The 15,796-nt window shown below is 71.0% G+C and carries 15 protein-coding genes; 10 read left to right on the top strand and 5 right to left on the bottom strand.

The genetic code is table 11. The features are described from left to right. Positions 1 to 32: 32 nt before the first annotated feature. Complete coding sequence (locus HQQ85_RS18630; RefSeq protein ID WP_173184054.1) at positions 33 to 359, bottom strand: WhiB family transcriptional regulator; 327 nt, start codon at positions 357 to 359, stop codon at positions 33 to 35. 196 nt (positions 360 to 555) lie between these two features. On the opposite strand from HQQ85_RS18630, the gene HQQ85_RS18625 reads away from it, so the two are divergent. Next, complete coding sequence (locus tag HQQ85_RS18625; RefSeq protein WP_173184053.1) at positions 556 to 1,509, top strand: GlxA family transcriptional regulator; 954 nt, start codon at positions 556 to 558, stop codon at positions 1,507 to 1,509. Between the two features lie 94 nt (positions 1,510 to 1,603). On the opposite strand, the gene manA is transcribed toward HQQ85_RS18625, so the two are convergent. Continuing rightward, a complete protein-coding gene (manA, locus tag HQQ85_RS18620; RefSeq protein ID WP_173184052.1) occupies positions 1,604 to 2,887 on the bottom strand; it encodes a mannose-6-phosphate isomerase, class I in 1,284 nt (427 codons plus the stop codon). Between the two features lie 125 nt (positions 2,888 to 3,012). On the opposite strand from manA, the gene HQQ85_RS18615 reads away from it, so the two are divergent. Genes HQQ85_RS18615 through HQQ85_RS18595 form a run of 5 tightly spaced genes read left to right on the top strand, consistent with a single transcriptional unit; the run spans position 3,013 to position 9,189 of the window. Further along, the gene (locus tag HQQ85_RS18615; RefSeq protein ID WP_173184051.1) at positions 3,013 to 4,191 is read left to right on the top strand and encodes an acyl-CoA dehydrogenase family protein; all 1,179 of its coding nucleotides are present in this window, start codon (positions 3,013 to 3,015) and stop codon (positions 4,189 to 4,191) included. A 25-nt stretch (positions 4,192 to 4,216) separates the two neighbouring features. Beyond that, on the top strand, positions 4,217 to 5,572 hold the full coding sequence (locus HQQ85_RS18610) for an O-antigen ligase (protein ID WP_173184050.1): 1,356 nt from the start codon (positions 4,217 to 4,219) through the stop codon (positions 5,570 to 5,572). Continuing rightward, complete coding sequence (locus HQQ85_RS18605) at positions 5,569 to 6,894, top strand: O-antigen ligase (protein ID WP_173184049.1); 1,326 nt, start codon at positions 5,569 to 5,571, stop codon at positions 6,892 to 6,894. Before HQQ85_RS18610 ends, HQQ85_RS18605 begins: the two co-directional genes overlap by 4 nt. Beyond that, on the top strand, positions 6,891 to 7,772 hold the full coding sequence (locus HQQ85_RS18600) for a glycosyltransferase family 2 protein (protein WP_173184048.1): 882 nt from the start codon (positions 6,891 to 6,893) through the stop codon (positions 7,770 to 7,772). The genes HQQ85_RS18605 and HQQ85_RS18600 overlap by 4 nt, the downstream gene beginning before the upstream one ends. A 46-nt stretch (positions 7,773 to 7,818) precedes the next feature. Then, on the top strand, positions 7,819 to 9,189 hold the full coding sequence (locus tag HQQ85_RS18595) for an HNH endonuclease signature motif containing protein (RefSeq protein ID WP_173184047.1): 1,371 nt from the start codon (positions 7,819 to 7,821) through the stop codon (positions 9,187 to 9,189). A 158-nt stretch (positions 9,190 to 9,347) separates the two neighbouring features. Here HQQ85_RS18595 and HQQ85_RS18590 read toward each other — a convergent pair whose 3' ends face one another. After that, entirely contained in the window at positions 9,348 to 10,121 is a 774-nt protein-coding gene (locus HQQ85_RS18590; RefSeq protein WP_173184046.1) for a glycosyltransferase, read from the bottom strand. Continuing rightward, on the bottom strand, positions 10,118 to 11,395 hold the full coding sequence (locus HQQ85_RS18585) for a hypothetical protein (protein WP_173184045.1): 1,278 nt from the start codon (positions 11,393 to 11,395) through the stop codon (positions 10,118 to 10,120). The genes HQQ85_RS18590 and HQQ85_RS18585 overlap by 4 nt, the downstream gene beginning before the upstream one ends. 55 nt (positions 11,396 to 11,450) lie before the next feature. On the opposite strand from HQQ85_RS18585, the gene HQQ85_RS18580 reads away from it, so the two are divergent. From HQQ85_RS18580 to HQQ85_RS18565, 4 genes are read left to right on the top strand one after another with little or no spacing between them, the layout of a single operon-like run. After that, a complete protein-coding gene (locus tag HQQ85_RS18580; protein ID WP_173184044.1) occupies positions 11,451 to 12,347 on the top strand; it encodes a glycosyltransferase in 897 nt (298 codons plus the stop codon). A 52-nt stretch (positions 12,348 to 12,399) separates the two neighbouring features. Continuing rightward, complete coding sequence (locus tag HQQ85_RS18575; protein ID WP_173184043.1) at positions 12,400 to 13,140, top strand: glycosyltransferase family 2 protein; 741 nt, start codon at positions 12,400 to 12,402, stop codon at positions 13,138 to 13,140. After that, positions 13,137 to 13,517 (top strand): DUF2304 domain-containing protein, encoded by a 381-nt coding sequence (locus HQQ85_RS18570; protein WP_173184042.1) that lies wholly within the window; start codon positions 13,137 to 13,139, stop codon positions 13,515 to 13,517. Before HQQ85_RS18575 ends, HQQ85_RS18570 begins: the two co-directional genes overlap by 4 nt. Then, positions 13,514 to 15,178: a DUF2142 domain-containing protein gene (locus tag HQQ85_RS18565; protein ID WP_173184041.1), complete on the top strand. Its 1,665-nt coding sequence runs from the start codon at positions 13,514 to 13,516 to the stop codon at positions 15,176 to 15,178. Before HQQ85_RS18570 ends, HQQ85_RS18565 begins: the two co-directional genes overlap by 4 nt. On the opposite strand, the gene HQQ85_RS18560 is transcribed toward HQQ85_RS18565, so the two are convergent. Continuing rightward, positions 15,156 to 15,698, bottom strand: coding sequence for a GtrA family protein (locus tag HQQ85_RS18560; RefSeq protein WP_173184040.1), 543 nt, complete (start codon positions 15,696 to 15,698; stop codon positions 15,156 to 15,158). The genes HQQ85_RS18565 and HQQ85_RS18560 overlap by 23 nt on opposite strands. Positions 15,699 to 15,796: the final 98 nt, after the last annotated feature.

The raw sequence follows: 15,796 nt of genomic DNA, 5'->3' as shown, positions 1-15,796 counted from the left end.
GCACCGGGCGGGCGCAGCCCGACCGCAGATGGCTATACGGCGCGCTTGCGGAGCTTGCGGCGCTCGCGCTCGCTGAGGCCGCCCCAGATGCCGAAGCGCTCGTCGTTCTGCAGTGCGTAGTCGAGGCACTGGGCCTTCACCTCGCACGAGGTGCAGATGCGCTTGGCGTCGCGGGTCGATCCGCCCTTCTCGGGGAAGAACGCCTCGGGGTCGGTCTGCGCGCAGAGCGAGTCGGCCTGCCAGGCGAGAGGGTTCTCCTCTTCGTCGACACGGGGCTTGCGCACACCGGGAACGCCGAGGCTGACCGGGTCGACGAACCAGTCATCCGGTACGCCTGAGCGATACTCTGACATGGCCATATCACGCTCCACCCTCTGAACCAGCTTGCGACTTGCCGAAAACCCCGATGCCTAATTACACCCGTGTAGTTCGCTCACGTCAAGTCGCAGATGGTAAACCCTCAACCACGCCTTAAGTGTTGCGACACGGCGCGTGTCGTGGCAGGTCGAGGGCTCGAACTGGACATTTATCGGGTGCCATCGATATCCTGCCACCATGCTTCAGAAGGTCGTCCTGCTCGCCATCCCCGGCGTCGCCCCGTTCGAGTTCGGCGTCGTCTGCGAGGCCTTCGGCATCGACCGCACCGACCACGGCGGCCCGAAGTTCGACTTCACGATCGTCACGGCCGAACCGGGCCCCGTCCGCACCAGCCTGGGGTACGAGATGATGATCGCCGACGGCCTCGACGAGGCGGCCGACGCCGACCTGATCGCGGTGCCGGCGCACGAGATCGACGCCGACGTGCATCCGGACGTCGTGCGCCTGCTGCAGGACGCCGCGGCCCGGGGCGCGTGGATCCTCAGCATCTGCAGCGGCGCCTTCACCCTCGCCAAGGCCGGGCTGCTCTCGGGACGGCGCGCGACGACGCACTGGATGCACGCCGACCGCCTCGCCCGCGACTTCCCCGACATCGACGTCGACCCCGACGTGCTCTTCGTGGAGGACGGGAACATCATCACCGGCGCCGGAACCGCCTCGGGGATCGATGCCTGCCTTCATCTCATCCGCACGGAGCTCGGAGCCTCGGCCGCGAACGTCGTCGCCCGGCGCATGGTGGTGCCGCCGCAGCGCTCGGGCGGGCAGTCGCAGTACATCGCGACGCCCATCCCCGAGTGCCGCAGCGACTCCTTCGCCGAGGTCACGGCGTGGATGCTCGAGAACCTCGACCAGGAGCTCACCGTCGACGAGCTGGCGCGCAAGGCGCTGATGTCGCCGCGCACCTTCGCCCGCCGCTTCAAGGCCGACACAGGTGCGACGCCCGGCGCGTGGCTGAACCGCCAGCGCCTGCTGCGCGCGCAGCAGCTGCTCGAGGAGAGCTCGCTCGCGCTCGACACGGTCGCGGCCGAGAGCGGCTTCGGAACGGCCGCGGTGATGCGCCACCACTTCTCGAAGACGCTCAGCACCACCCCGGCGGCCTACCGCCGCGCGTTCTGCCGCATCCCGGCCTGAGAAGACCCCGCTGCCGTCGGCACGGGAGGAGAATCCGACCGTTAGGCCGCATATGGCCTCGAAGGCGGGATTCTCCTCCCGTGCCGACCGGAGGCTAGGGCAGCTCGGCCGCGGGCGCGCCCGGCGCCGCCACGAACACCGTTCCCGAGCCGCCGAACGCCAGCGCCCCCTCGTCGGGCGTCGCGAAGAACGCCTCGCCGCGCGAGACCCGGTGCGTGCCCGATGCGCCGGTCACGGTGACGGCGCCCGCGATGCAGATGCCGATGGCCGCCCCGAGCGGCGTGAAGCCCACCGTCGGCGCCGCGAACGGCCGGTCGATGCCGACCTCCACCTGCGCCAGCACGAAGTCGGGCACGCCCGGCGTGAACAGCGACAGCCCCGGCACCGGCTGCGTGGGCACGAGGTAGGGCACGGGCAGCGCGTCGAAGTCGAGCACCTCGAGCAGCTCGGCCACGTCGACGTGCTTGGGCGTCAGCCCGCCGCGCAGCACGTTGTCGCTCGCCGACATGAGCTCGACTCCGAGCCCCGAGAGGTAGGCGTGGATGTTGCCGGCCGGCAGGTACAGCGCCTGCCCCTTGGCGAGCGTCACCCGGTTCAGCAGCAGGGAGATGACGATGCCGGGGTCGCCCGGGTACTCCTCGTTCAACCGCACGACGGTCTCGAGCGACGGCGTGTACGGGTCGGTGAGGTGCGCGTGCGCCGGGTGCAGCGCCTTCTCGGCGGTGCGCACGAGGTGCCCGACGAGCGCCGGCACCTCCTCGGCACCGCTCAGGAGGTACGACACGACCGAGCGCAGGATGTCGGCATCGCTCTCGAACGCCGTCGGCGAGTCTTCGAGCAGGTGCACGATGGGGCCGTAGAGCTCCCATCGCGGCGCCGACTGCGAGCCGTCGATCATCACCAGCAGGTCGACGATCTGGCGCACCTCGACGAGGGCGCGGAAGCCGCAGAGCGCCTCGTACCGCTCGCTCAGCGCGACGACGAGCTCGGGCTTGTGCAGCGCATCCTTGTAGTTGCGCTTCGGGTCGTCGAGCGGCACACCGGCGGCGTTCTCACGCTCGAAGCCCTCGCGGGCGCGCTCGAGCGTCGGGTGCGCCTGCAGCGACAGCGGGGCGGCGGCCGCCAGGATCTTCAGCAGGTACGGCAGCGTTCCGCGCCGCCCCACGATGCGCGTGGGGTCGCTCGCGATCCACGACTCCAGATCGGTGTGCCCGCCGGTCAGCGACGGGTCGAGGATGCGCGCCGGGCTCCCGGGGTGCGCCCCGAGCCAGAGCTCGGCCTGCGGCTCCCCGGTCTCCTCCGTGCCGAGCAGGCGCGGGATCGCGGTCTCGGACCCCCAGGCGTAGTCGCGCGGCGTGTTGGTGATGGGTACGAACATCTTCCCTCTTCACTTCGGGGCGGCTTATCAGCGACCTACAAGCGGCGGCGGCCCGTCGATGGGCCGTTTAGACCAAACTACCAAGCGCCTGCGACGACGGATGCACGCCCGAATAGGCTCCGGCCATGACCTTCGAGCTCCTCGCCAGCGACTTCTACTCCTATGAGAATCTTCTGAACGAGCAGGAGAAGACGGCGATCGCCGAGCTGCGGCACTACCTCGAGACCGAGGTGAAGCCGATCGTGAACGGCCACTGGGAGGCGGCGACCTTCCCGCACGAGATCGTGAAAGGCCTCGCCGAGCGCGGCGTCTACAGCTACGCCTGGGAGGAGACGAAGCCGTTCGAGAACTCGGCCGTCTTCCGCGGCTTCGTCGCGCTCGAGCTCGCTCGCGTCGACGCGAGCGTCGCCACGCTGGTCGGCGTGCAGAACGGCCTGGCGATGGGCTCGATCAGCGTCACCGGCTCTGCGGAGCAGCGCGCCGAGTGGCTGCCGAAGATGGCGAGCGGCGAGGTCGTCGGCGCCTTCGGCCTGACCGAGCCGACCTCGGGCTCCGACAGCGCGCAGGGCCTGCGAACCGTCGCCACGCGCGACGGCGACGAGTGGGTGCTGAACGGCTCCAAGCGCTGGATCGGCAACGCCACCTTCAGCGACATCACCGTCATCTGGGCGAAGGATGCGGCCGACGGCCAGGTCAAGGGCTTCATCGTGCCGACGAGCACCCCCGGGTACACGGCCACCAAGATCGAGGGCAAGCAGAGCCTGCGCATCGTGCAGAACGCCGACATCACGCTCGAGGACGTGCGGGTGCCCGAGAGCCTGCGGCTGCAGAACGCGAACTCCTTCCGCGACACCGCGAAGGTGCTGCGCCTGACCCGCGCCGAGGTGGCCTGGGCCGCGGTCGGCAACTCGGTCGGCGCCTACGAGGCCGCCCTGCGCTACACCAAGGAGCGGGTGCAGTTCGGCAAGCCGATCGCGAGCCACCAGCTCATCCAGGACCTGCTCGTCAAGAGCATCGGCAACATCACCGCGAGCCTCGGCATGGTCGTGCGCGTCTCGCAGATGCTCGACGAGGGCACCCAGAAGGACGACCACTCGGCCCTCGCCAAGGCCTACACGACGGCCCGGATGCGCGAGACCGTCGCCTGGTGCCGCGAGGCCCTCGGCGGCAACGGCATCGTGCTCGAGTACGACGTGGCCCGCCACTTCGCCGACGCCGAGGCGCTCTACTCCTACGAGGGCACGCGCGAGATGAACACGCTCATCGTGGGCCGCAGCCTCACCGGCTTCGCCGCCTTCGTGTAGGCCCTCCCCGGGTAGGCTTCTCGCCATGCGCTACCCGACCGACGCCGTGATCCGGTCGCTCGCCGTGCTCGTGTTCTTCACGGCGTTCGGTGCCGACCTGTGGCGCAGCCTGCTCGGCTGGTGGGGCTACCTCGCGGTCGCGGCCGTGCTGACCGCCGCCTCGGCGGCGCTGCTCACCCGGCGCCGGCTCTGGGGCGTGTTGCGCCCGCGCCGCCTGCCGCGCACCTTCGTGCTGTTCGCGCTGCTGCTCGTGCTGTCGCTCGCATGGTCGTTCTATCCGGGCGCGACCGTGCTCGGCCTCCTCGCGCAGGCCGCCACGACGCTCTGCGCCCTGTTCCTCGTGGCCGCCCTGAGCTGGCCCCAGATCGTGGCGGCCGCATCCACTGCGCTCAACTGGATCCTCGGGCTCTCCCTGCTCTTCGAGCTGGTCGTAGCCGTTTTCGTGCGGCAGCCCGTGCTCCCCTTCTTCACCGACTACGCGGGTCAGAAGGTACCGGACGCCTTCTACTGGTCGCAGGGCCTGCTGTTCGAGGGCGGCCCGGTGCAGGGCGTCGTCGGCAACCGCAACCTGCTCGCCTTCGTCGCCGTGCTCGCACTCGTGCTCATCCTGGTGCAGCTCGCCCAGGGCCTGCGTCGGCGCGGCCCCGCCCTCGCCTGGGTGGTCGTCGCGGTGGGCACTCTCGCCCTCACCCGCTCGGCCACTGCCATCGCCGCCCTCGTGATCACGGCCGGGATGCTCGGCGTGCTCCTGCTCGCCCGCCGTGCCGGCCCCGGCCGCCGCACCTGGCTGCTCGCGGGGGTCGCCGCCGTCGTCGCGCTCGCCATCGTGGGCGTCAGCACCTTCTGGTCGCAGATCCTCGGCCTCTTCGGCAAGAGCGACGACCTCACCGGACGCGTCGACATCTGGCGCTCGGTCAGCGAGCTCGCCGCCCAGCGGCCCGCCTTCGGCTGGGGCTGGGTGAGCTACTGGGCGCCCTGGGTCGAACCCTTCGACGGCCTGGCTGAGCGGAAGGGCGTCGTCTACCTGCAGGCCCACGACGCGTGGCTCGACGTGTACCTCCAGGTCGGCATCGTCGGGCTCGTGCTCTTCGCGATGCTGGCCGTCGGCACCTTCTACCGCAGCTGGTGGTTCGCGGTCGACCACCCGCTCGACGCGGGCGGCCGCGCCCTGCCGCGGGTCGCCCTGACGCTGGCGCCCATCCTGCTGCTCACCGCCCTGCTCGCCCAGAGCGTCGTCGAGAGCCGTCTGCTCGTCGAGGGCGGCTGGCTGCTGTTCGTCGTGATCGCGGTGAAGACGAAGCTCGACCTCGGCGCCGTGGCCCAGGACCTCGGCACCGAGCCGCCCCGACTCCTCGGCCTGGCCGAGCCGGCGCGGCGATGACCGCGGAGCCGAGACCTCCGCACCACCCCGTCGCGGCCGCGCTGACCTTCTTCGGCCAGACCCGGTTCGCGAAGGCGCTGACCGTCGCGATCCTCGGCACCGCCTTCTTCTCCCACCTCCTGCGCTCGACCGTCGGCTGGCCGGGGCTGATCGCGATGGTCGCCGTGCTGGTGCTGCTCGCCGCTCTGTCGTTCGCCGGCCGCTGGCGCGAGCTCGACTGGCACGGACTGCTGCCGGTGTCGCTGCTGCTGTTCCTGGCCTGGTGCGCCCTGACCTCGCTCTGGAGCCAGTACCTGCCCTCGACCCTGAACGGCCTGGCCTACCTGCTGGCATATGCCTTCCTGGGCATCTACGTCGCGGTGGTGCGCGACCTCATCCAGATCGTGCGCGCGCTGGGCGACGTGCTGCGGGTGGTGCTCACGCTCTCGCTGGTGGTCGAGGTGCTCTCGGGCATCCTCCTCGACGTGCCGATCCGCTTCCTCGGCGTGACCGGGGCGCTCGCGTCGGGCGGGCCGATCCAGGGCGTGCTCGGCACCCGCAACATGCTCGGCTTCGTCGGCCTGATCGCGCTCGTGACCTTCGTGATCGAGCTCGCCACGCGCTCGGTGCGCCGCGGCACCTGGGTGTTCTCGGTGATCGTGGCCGCGCTCGCCATCGTGTTCTCCGGCTCCCCCGTCACCCTCGGTGTCGCCATCGTGACGGCGGTCGCGGCGCTGGTGCTGTTCGCGCTGCGCAGCGCCGCACCCGACACCCGGCGGGGCTGGCACTTCGTGCTGCTAGCGGTGGGGCTGCTGACGCTCGTGCTCGGCTTCCTGGTGCGCGGGCGCATCCTCGAGATCCTCAGCACCCGGCGCGAGTTCACCTACCGGCTCGAGATCTGGCGGGAGCTCTGGCGCCTGATCGACCTCAACCCGCTCGAGGGCTGGGGCTGGACCGGGTTCTGGCGCTCGAACGTCTCGCCCTTCTTCGCCCTCGACGTGATCGGCAACCGCGCGCACACCTCGGCGCTGAACGCCTACTTCGACGTGTACTTCCAGACCGGCCTGATCGGCATCGCCATCTTCGTGGTGTTCGTGGCCCTCACCATGGGGCGCGCCTGGGTGCTTGCGGCAGCCCGCAAGAGCATCGTCTACGTCTGGATCGCCCTCGTCATGGTGGTGCTCGTGGTCACCAGCTCGGCCGAGAGCGCGGTGCTCGTGGAGTACGGCTGGCTGCTGCTCGTGATCTGCTCGGTGAAGGCCGCCCGCGACCTCAGCTGGCGGCGCAACCTCCGCCGCGCCGACGACCCCGTGCCCGCCCCTGCCCAGGAGACCACCCCGTGACGCTCGACATCATGATGCCGTTCTACGGCCGCTTCGACCACTTCCGCGAGGCGGTCGAGAGCGTGCTCGCCCAGAGCGACCCCGACTGGCGGCTCGTGATCGTCGACGACGTCTACCCCGATCCGGCTCCGGGCGAGTGGGCGGCCTCGCTCGGCGATCCCCGGGTGCACTACCTGCGCAACGTGGTGAACCTCGGCGTCGGGGGCAACTTCCGCGAGTGCGTGCGGCTGATCGAGAACGACCGCGCCGTGCTGATGGGCTGCGACGACCGGATGCACGTGGGCTACGTGGCCCGCGTGGCCGAGCTCGTGCGCGAGCATCCTGAGGCCGCCATCGTGCAGCCGGGCGTCGAGGTGATCGACGCGGAGGGGCGACCGCACCGCCCGCTCGCCGACCGGGTCAAGGCGGTGCTCCGACCGCGCGGGCCGAAGCCCGAATTGCTCGCCGGGGAGCCGCTCGCGCGGAGTCTGCTGATCGGCAACTGGGCCTACTTCCCGTCGGTGGTCTGGCAGGCGGACGCGCTGAGGAGGTTCGGCTTCCGCCCCGGCTACGAGGTGGTGCAGGACCTGCAGCTGATGCTCGACATCGTCTTCGACGGCGGGTCGATGCTCGTCGACGACGAGGTCATCTTCTCCTACCGGCGGCACGCCACGAGCGTCTCGGCGGTCACCGGGCCCGACGGGGCGAAGTTCGCCGAGGAGCACGCGCTCTTCACCGAGACCGCGGCGCGGGCGCACGCGGAGCGCTGGCACAGGGCCGAGCGGGCGGCGCGCCTGCACCCGACCTCACGCCTGAACGCGGTCACCGAGCTCCCGGCCGCACTGCGGGCGGGCGATCGGGCGGGGCGTCGGGCGCTGCTTCGGCATCTCCTGCGCTAGCTGTCTTTATCGAGCTTTCATCAGGGTTTTCTGATAGAATCTCAGCATGACGTCAACCGCTCTCCTCCTCGAGATGGCTGACGACCTCCGGGTCGTCGCCGGCTCCGTCGGAGCCGAGTCGGCGGGGCTGAAGGATGGCGAATTGCTCGAGTTCCTGGCTGCAGCCGAGGCGGTCGGGCGGCTCGCCTCGGTCGTGCAGGTTCATCTCGCCGGCGAGGTCGGGGTGCGGTCGCGCAGCGAGCTCGGCGACGAGGGGCTGAGCCGGTCGCAGAACTTCACGACCCCCGTCGCGCTCATCTCGAAGGTCACGGGCGCGTCGGCGCGCACGTGCAAGGCGCGGCTCGACCTCGGGCGGAAGCTCCGCGGTGCCGTGCTGCTGGGTGGCGGCGAGGGGCCGGCGCCGTTCTCGGCGGTCGCCCGCGTGCTCGAAGAGGGCGTGCTCGGGGTCGAGGCAGCGACGGCCATCGTGAAGCACTGCAGTGCGCTCGCCGACCGCGGGTGCCCGGCCGACGTCGTGGCCCTCGCCGAAGAGACCCTCGTCGACCAGACCCTCTCGTGCCGACTGACCGCGGATGAGACCCTTCGGGCCGCCATCCACCTCCGCGAGGTCGTCGACCCCGACGGCGCCGAACCGCGTGACGAGGTGCTGCAGATGCAGCGGTCGCTGACCATCGCGCTGGCGCCGGATGGGATGTACCGGGGGACGTTCGCGCTCGCGCCCGAGCAAGGCGGGGTGTGGATGTCGAGCATCCAAGTGATGCAGAGCCCGCGAGTGACGGGGCCGCGTTTCGTCGATGGCGACGAGTACGTGACTGCTGATGGACGTACCGCAGCGCAGAAGAACGCCGACACCATCACCGAGCTGATCGCCCGCGCCGCCGGGGCGGACGACATGCCCCGCATCAATGGGGCAATCGCCACCGTCAACGTCCACATGACCCTCGACGACCTCCTGGCGGGTCGCGGCGTCGGGTGGATCGACGGCATCGACCAGCCCGTCCCCGCCTCCACCGTCGAGCAGCTGCGCTGCTCATCCCCCGTCGCCTCAACCCTCTTCGGTGACCGGGGCGAGGTCCTCTACCACGGCAAGGCCAAGCGCCTCTTCACCGCGGCGCAGAACCGGGCGCTAGCGGCCCGGGACGGCGGATGCGTGTGGCCCTCCTGCGACCGGCCACCGTCGTTCTGCGAGACGCATCATGCGAACGAGTGGGTTTCGGACGATCATCCGCCCGGCCGCACTGATATCGACAACGGCGTCCTTCTCTGCCACTTCCATCATTCCCACCTGCACAAATCGCCGTGGAAATTGACCATGCACGACGGGGTGCCGCATCTGATTCCGCCCCGGTGGGTCGACACGGAGCAGAAGCCGATCCCGACTACCCGTCGTCGCACGATCCAGCGACCCGCCGCCTAGCCAGCCACCATTTTCCGAGGGCAAGCGCGAAGCGCGCGGCAGCAGGCGAGCTGCCGCGCGCTGACGCGCTTGCCCGAGATGGTCATGGCTGAGTCGAGAGGCGTCGCGCACAAGCCCGCGGAGTGCGGAACGCTCATGAGGGATCCTGGTTCGCGCAGCTAGCGCCGCGCCCGTTTGGCGGCGAGCGCGCGGCGCCACGCCTCGATCACGGCTCGGACGAGCATCCGTCGGGCGCGGAGGATGGTGCCGAGGCCACGCACGCCGAGCGGCGTCTGGTTCGAGTCGTGCAGGCGACGCTCGACGACGTCGCGCTCGAGGTGGCGGATGCTCCCCCGCACGTTGCCCGTGATGGCGATCCACACGTCGTGCGACTCCGTGATGAACGCGGGGATCGGCAGGATGCCGCCGTCGATCGCCTCGCGCCGGAAGCCCATCGCGCAGCCGAAGTAGGGCCGGTAGCCGATGAGGATCGCGAACAGGTTGAGCAAGTGCTTCGACGAGGTGCTGTCGCGGAGCGGCGGGTACCAGAGGCGTTTGCCGGCACGTCCGAGGATGGAGTGGTTGCCGGCCACCACGAGCGCGTCGGAGAGGCCGGCGATCATGGCCTCGTGGCGGCCCGGGGTCCAGACGTCGTCCTGGTCGCTGAGGAAGACGTAGCGGCCACGCGCCCGGCGGATGGCGGCCTCGAAGGCCCGCACGTAGCCGACGTTCTCGTTCGTGGACGTGAGGAACACCCGCGACTCGTTCAGCCGCGCCACCGTCTGCACGATGACGGCGGCGGTGTCGTCGGGCGAGGAGTCGTCGACGATCACGAGCTCGTCGTCGGGACCGAGCTGGGCGACGATCGACTCGATCTGCTCGGCCACGTAGGCCGATCCCTTGTAGGTGGCCATGCAGACGCTGGCACGGATCTCGCCCGAGCTCGAGCTCATGCCGTCACCATCCTCTCCTGCCGGCTCGCGCGCCGCAGCACGACGAGGTGGATTCCTAGACCTGCGAACGGTCCCATACCGAGTGCGAGCACCGAGCGCAACTCGGTGCCGCCCTCGCCCTCGAGGGGCAGCAGCAGGAGCAGCACGGCGAGCGCCGTCGCGGCCAGCCACCCGAGCGAGAACCAGCGGTGCTTCTCGAGCGCGAGGCAGAGCGCGCCGGTGAGCGTCAAGAGCGCGAGCATCGCGGCGGCGAGCACGAGCCCGGCGACCGTCCAGCCGCTGATCACGTAGTCGGGGCCGTAGACGAGCGTGAGCAGCCACGGGCCGATCAACCCGCCGAGCACCGCGCCGGCGACGGCGATCATGCCGATCAGCCGCGCGACCGGCGCGAGGGCGCGGAGCCCCGCCGAGCGGTTGTTCACGAAGTGCGCGATGGCCACGCCCTGATAGGCGTTCAACGGGATGAGCAGCGGCGCCCGGGTGAAGGTGACGGCGACCAGCAGGGCGGCCGCGGCCTCGTATTCGGCGCGGGTGGAGGTGAGCGTGAGGATGACGGGGAACCCCACCACCAGCACAGCGCTCGACCCCGAGGCCAGGCAGGCGTGGCCGATGCGCTTCAGCAGGTCGCCGAGCCCCACGTCGCTGCGGGCCGAGGCCGCCCGGCGCAGAGTGGGCGAGAACAGCAGCCCGATCAGCCAGGCCACCGACGCGGCGCTGGCGGCCACGGCGAACCCTGCGACGCTGGCGGCGATCAGCGCGGCACCTCCGACGAGCACGATCCTGAGCGCCGAGTCGCCGATCACGAGCCGGGCGAAGGTGGCCCACTCCAGGCGCCCACCGAGGATGCCCACGATGGTCGCATGGCCCGAGTAGAGGGCCACCGAGCAGCTGAGCGGCACGGCCAACCAGGCGTACTCCGCCCCGAGCACGGCCGGGCCCCACCACAGGCTCGACGCCCAGAGCAGCACGCCGAGGCCGACGCCGACGGCGAGGCCCACGACGAGCAGCCGCGGCTCACGCCGGTCGGCCCGGTCGAGGGTGTCGCTGACGTGCACGGCCCGGGTGGTCTCCGACGAGAGCCCGCCCAGGATGCCGTACCAGGCGAACAGGAACGACCAGAACGCCAGGAACGTCGTGGTGGCCGCCTGGTCGTCCCCGAAGGTCTTGGGAACGATGATGATGACCGCGAAGCCGACGCCCGCCGAGATCAGCGACGCCAGCCCCACGCCCACGAAGGAGCGCCGGCCGATGGTCGCCCGCGGCTCTCCGTTCATAGCGTGCAAGCATAGTAGGCGCTCCCGGACGAGCCCCCGGGGCGGAGAGGCACGAGTGTCAGACGAGGTCGTCGCGGTCGTCACCGCCTTCGCGCCGGGCCTCCGGCTCGCCGAGCTGGTAGAGAGCCTCGTCCCGCAGACGGCCCGCGTGATCGTGGTCGACGACAGCGGGGCGACGGATGCGCGTCCCGCCCTCCTCGCGGCCGAGAACGCCGGCGGCACCGTCCTCCGGCACTCCGTGAACCGCGGCATCGCCGCCGCCCTCAACACCGGCACGGCCGCGGCCCGCGCCGTTCCGGGCGCCCGCCACGTGATCACCTTCGACGAGGACTCGGCGGTCGGCGCCGGCTTCGTCGACGCCCTCGTCGCGGCCCTCGGCACCGCCCGCGGCGCCGGCATCCCCGCCGGTCTCGCCGCCCCCGCCGCGGTCTCGGGGCAGCCCGCGCCGGAGCTCCGCACGCAGCGCGGCATCCTCGTGGGCCGCACCCCGATCCAGTCCGGCCTCCTGGTGCCCTTCAGCACCCTCGACGCGGTCGGCGGCTTCGCGGAGGAGCTGTTCATCGACGGCGTCGACACCGACTACGCCCTGCGCGCCGCCCGCGCCGGCCTCGCGGTGGTGCACGCCCGGGGCACCGAGCTCGGCCACAGCCTGGGCCGCCGGCACTCGGCGACGATCGCCGGCCGCACCGTGGAGCTCACCCACAGCGCACCGTTCCGCTACTACTACCTGGCGCGCAACCGGGTGCTGCTGAACCGACGCCGCCGCCTCTACCGCGGCTACCGGCCCGCGCGCGAGACCATCGCCGACCTCCGACACCTCGTCATCGTCACGCTGTTCGTGCCGGGCCGGGGCGCGCGGCTGCTCGCGGCGTCCGCCGGCCTCCGGGACGGCTGGGCCGGGCGCACCGGCCGCATCCCGGCCGCCGTGGAGGCCCGGCTGCGCCGGAGCTGACCGCGCCCGGCTCTCCCGGCCCTGACAGGGGCCCGCCGCTATGATGGGCGACATGCCGACCGCCCTCGAACGCACGCTGATCGTGATGCCCGCGTTCAACGAGGAGGAGTCGGTCGCCGCCGTCGTGCGCGAGGTCTTCGCCACGGTGCCCGGCGTCGCGGTGCTCGTGGTCGACGACGGCTCGCGCGACGCGACCGCCCGCGAGGCCACCGCCGCCGGCGCGACCGTGCTGCGGCTGCCGATCAACCTCGGGGTGGGCGGCGCCATGCGCGCGGGCTTCAAGTACGCCATCCAGAACGGCTTCCAGAACGTGGTTCAGGTCGACTCCGACGGGCAGCACGACCCGGCCGGCATCGCGACCCTGGTCGACGAGCTCGACCGGCACGACCTCGTGCTCGGCGCCCGGTTCGCCGGGGTGGGCGACTACGCCGTGCGCGGGCCGCGGCACTGGGCCATGAAGGTGCTCTCGGGCATCCTGAGCAAGCTCACGAAGACCCGGCTCACCGACACGACCTCGGGCTTCCGCGCCAGCGGGCCCCGCGCGGTAGCGCTGTTCGCCCAGCACTACCCCTCGGAGTACCTCGGCGACACCGTCGAGTCGCTCGTGATCGCCTCGCGGGCGAAGCTCACCGTCGCGCAGGTGCCTGTGGCCATGCGCCCGCGCGCCGGCGGCGTGCCCTCGCACAACCCCTACAAGGCCGCCGTCTACCTCGGCCGGGCCGGCATGGCGCTGTTCGTGGCGCTGATCCGCCCGCCGGTCACCTTCGTCGAGCCCGCCGCGGTGAGCGCATGAGCACCGTCACCTACATCTTCGGCATCGTCGCCGCGCTGATCGTGCTCGGCGTGGTGATCGAATCGCTGCGCCGCCACCACCTGCGGGAGCGCCACGCCATCTGGTGGCTGCTCGCCGGCATCGTCGCTCTGATCATCGGCGTCTTCCCCGACCTGCTCGGCTGGGCCGCCTCGCTCGTCGGCGTTACCGTGCCGACGAACCTCGTCTTCTTCCTCAGCATCGCGGTGCTGTTCCTGGTCTCCATCCAGCACTCCGGCGAGCTGACCGAGCTCGAGAGCGAGACCCGCACGCTGGCCGAGTCGGTCGCGCTGCAGGATCTGCGCATCCGGGAGCTCGAGGCCGCTCTCGCCGAGATCGAGTCGCGAAGGAATCGATGACGTCCGCACCACCCACGGCGGCTCCCACCGCCCCTGCCGCCACCGCCCCCGTCCCCCGTCCGGTCGGGCGCTGGCTGCTCCTCCCCTGGCTCTTGATCGCGCTGATGGGCACCCTGTGGGCCCTCGCGACCCCGATCGGCGGCTCCCCCGACGAGCCCGCCCACGTGGTGAAGGCGGGCTCGGTCGTGCGCGGCGAGCTGCTGCCCGAGACGATGATCCCGACCGGCGGCGTGCTGCACGTGCCGGCCGCGCTGGCGTTCGAGTACACCCAGAACTGCTTCGCCTTCTTCGCCGACACCCCGGCCTCGTGCGCGCCGGAGTTCAGTGGCGACCCGTCCGCGCTCGTCGAGAGCTACTCGGCGGCGAGCCTGTACAACCCGGTCTACTACTGGATGGTCGGCTGGCCCTCGCTCGCCCTGCCCGACATCTCGGGCATCTACGCCATGCGCATCGTCAGCGCCGTGATCACCTCGTTCTTCGTGGCGTCGTGCTTCTACATGATCGGCTCGTGGAAGCGGCGCCGACTGCCGACGATCGCCCTGCTCGCCGGGCTCACCCCCATCGCGGTCTACCTCATGGGCACCGTCAACCCGAACGCGCTGGAGTACACCGGCGGCCTCGCCCTGTTCACGGCGATGCTCGGCATCGTGCTGCAGCCGAACCCGAGGCTCCTCGGCAGCCGGCTCACGATGGTCGTCGTGGCGGCGGCCCTCGTCTCCAACTCGCGGGGCATCTCACCGCTCTGGGTGGCCGTGCTGCTCGCGGTGCCGCTGCTGCTGCTCAGCGGCCGGGAGCTCTGGGCGCTGCTGCGGCGGCCGAGCGTGCTGGTGAGCATCCTGCTGATCGTGGCGTCGGCGCTGGCGAGCGCGTGGTGGACGCTTACGAGCAACTCGCTCGGCACCGCTCCGAGTGCCGGGCCCGCGACCCCACCGGTGAACGAGGGCGTCGGACTCAGCCCGGTCGAGGGGTTCTTCGGGCTGCTGGGCAACTTCTACCAGCAGCTGCGGCAGATGGTGGGCATCCTGGGCTGGCTCGACACCACCCTGCACCCCTCGGTCTACTGGGTGAGCTACGTGATCTTCGCCCTGCTCGTCGTCGGCGTGCTCGTCTGGGTGCGCGGCCGGCGGCTGGTGTTCGTGATCGCCCTTGCGCTGGCGTTCTTCTTCCTGCCGCCGCTCGTGCAGGCCGTCTACGTGACCGCCGGCGGGTTCATCTGGCAGGGGCGTTACACGCTCATCCTGCTGATGACCTTCCTGCTCGGGATGGCCGCGGCCATCGCCACGTCGCCGCGCTTCGACCGGCGCCCGCCGCGGGTGCTGCTCGGCTTCGTCGCCTGGCTGTTCGGAGCGGCGTGGGTCTACGCGACCGTCTACGCCTTCGCGACCACGCTGCGGCGCTTCGCCTCGGGCTACAAGACCGACTGGCCGGCGATGCTCGAACCGAGCGCCTGGGTGCCGCCGTTCGGCGCGATCCCGCTGATCATCGCGTTCGCAGTGGTGGCGGTGGCGTTCGCGCTGACCGTCGTGATCGTCGGGCGCGACCCTCGATGGGTGGCAGCACCGGCGACGTTCTCGCCCGACGGGCCGTTCGGCTTCGGGCCGGGGCAGGGCGGGACCGACTACGGGCAGCCCGGCGGGGTCAGCGCGCCTGTGCGTCTCTGACGGCCTGCTCCGCGGCGGCCTGCTCGGCGGCGGCTTCCGCGGCCTCGCGGTTCTTCAGCGCCGTGAACCCGTCGGCGCGGTTCGGCGCGAACACCCAGTAGCGGTAGAGCAGGAAGCGGAACGCCGTCGCCAGCACGAGCCCGATCACGTTGCCCGAGATGTTGTCGGCCACGATGCTGGTGAGGCCGAGCAGGTAGTGCGAGACGTAGAGGCAGGCGAGCGAGATGCCGAGCCCGAGCACGGCGATCAGGGTGAACTCGGCCAGCTCGAGCAGGAAGTTCTTGCGGCGGTGGTCGCGGAAGGTCCAGTACCGGTTGCCGAACCAGGTGGCCAGCGTCGAGATGGCGACCGAGATGAACTTTCCGCCGAGCGGGGTCTCGTACCAGCCGTCGCCGAGGGCACCCGACCAGAGCAGGTTCGACACGCTGAGGTCGATCACGTAGCCGACCAGTCCGACCACCCCGAACTTCAGCGCGTAGCGCACCAAGCGCTCCCAGAGGTAGTCCCAGATCTTCTTCACTGATGGTGCTTTCTGCGCGTCGGTGCCGGGGCCCGCGTCCCGAGCCCTCAAAATGATAACCGTCGAGGTATCCTGTCATCTGCTCTACCGCTGTCGAC

Origin of the sequence: Herbiconiux sp. VKM Ac-2851, assembly GCF_013205105.1 — a bacterium.
GTDB classification, from domain to species: domain Bacteria; phylum Actinomycetota; class Actinomycetes; order Actinomycetales; family Microbacteriaceae; genus Herbiconiux; species Herbiconiux flava.
Note: the sequence above shows the minus strand (reverse complement) of the source record. Positions and strands in the feature narration are given on the sequence as shown.

Excerpts from the sequence above, each read along its gene's own strand:
- HQQ85_RS18630 (WP_173184054.1), bottom strand. The coding sequence starts at position 359 with ATGGCCATGTCAGAGTATCGCTCAGGCGTACCGGATGACTGGTTCGTC.
- HQQ85_RS18625 (WP_173184053.1), top strand. The coding sequence starts at position 556 with ATGCTTCAGAAGGTCGTCCTGCTCGCCATCCCCGGCGTCGCCCCGTTC.
- manA (WP_173184052.1), bottom strand. The coding sequence starts at position 2,887 with ATGTTCGTACCCATCACCAACACGCCGCGCGACTACGCCTGGGGGTCC.
- HQQ85_RS18615 (WP_173184051.1), top strand. The coding sequence starts at position 3,013 with ATGACCTTCGAGCTCCTCGCCAGCGACTTCTACTCCTATGAGAATCTT.
- HQQ85_RS18610 (WP_173184050.1), top strand. The coding sequence starts at position 4,217 with ATGCGCTACCCGACCGACGCCGTGATCCGGTCGCTCGCCGTGCTCGTG.
- HQQ85_RS18605 (WP_173184049.1), top strand. The coding sequence starts at position 5,569 with ATGACCGCGGAGCCGAGACCTCCGCACCACCCCGTCGCGGCCGCGCTG.
- HQQ85_RS18595 (WP_173184047.1), top strand. The coding sequence starts at position 7,819 with ATGACGTCAACCGCTCTCCTCCTCGAGATGGCTGACGACCTCCGGGTC.
- HQQ85_RS18590 (WP_173184046.1), bottom strand. The coding sequence starts at position 10,121 with ATGAGCTCGAGCTCGGGCGAGATCCGTGCCAGCGTCTGCATGGCCACC.
- HQQ85_RS18585 (WP_173184045.1), bottom strand. The coding sequence starts at position 11,395 with ATGAACGGAGAGCCGCGGGCGACCATCGGCCGGCGCTCCTTCGTGGGC.
- HQQ85_RS18575 (WP_173184043.1), top strand. The coding sequence starts at position 12,400 with ATGCCGACCGCCCTCGAACGCACGCTGATCGTGATGCCCGCGTTCAAC.
- HQQ85_RS18570 (WP_173184042.1), top strand. The coding sequence starts at position 13,137 with ATGAGCACCGTCACCTACATCTTCGGCATCGTCGCCGCGCTGATCGTG.
- HQQ85_RS18565 (WP_173184041.1), top strand. The coding sequence starts at position 13,514 with ATGACGTCCGCACCACCCACGGCGGCTCCCACCGCCCCTGCCGCCACC.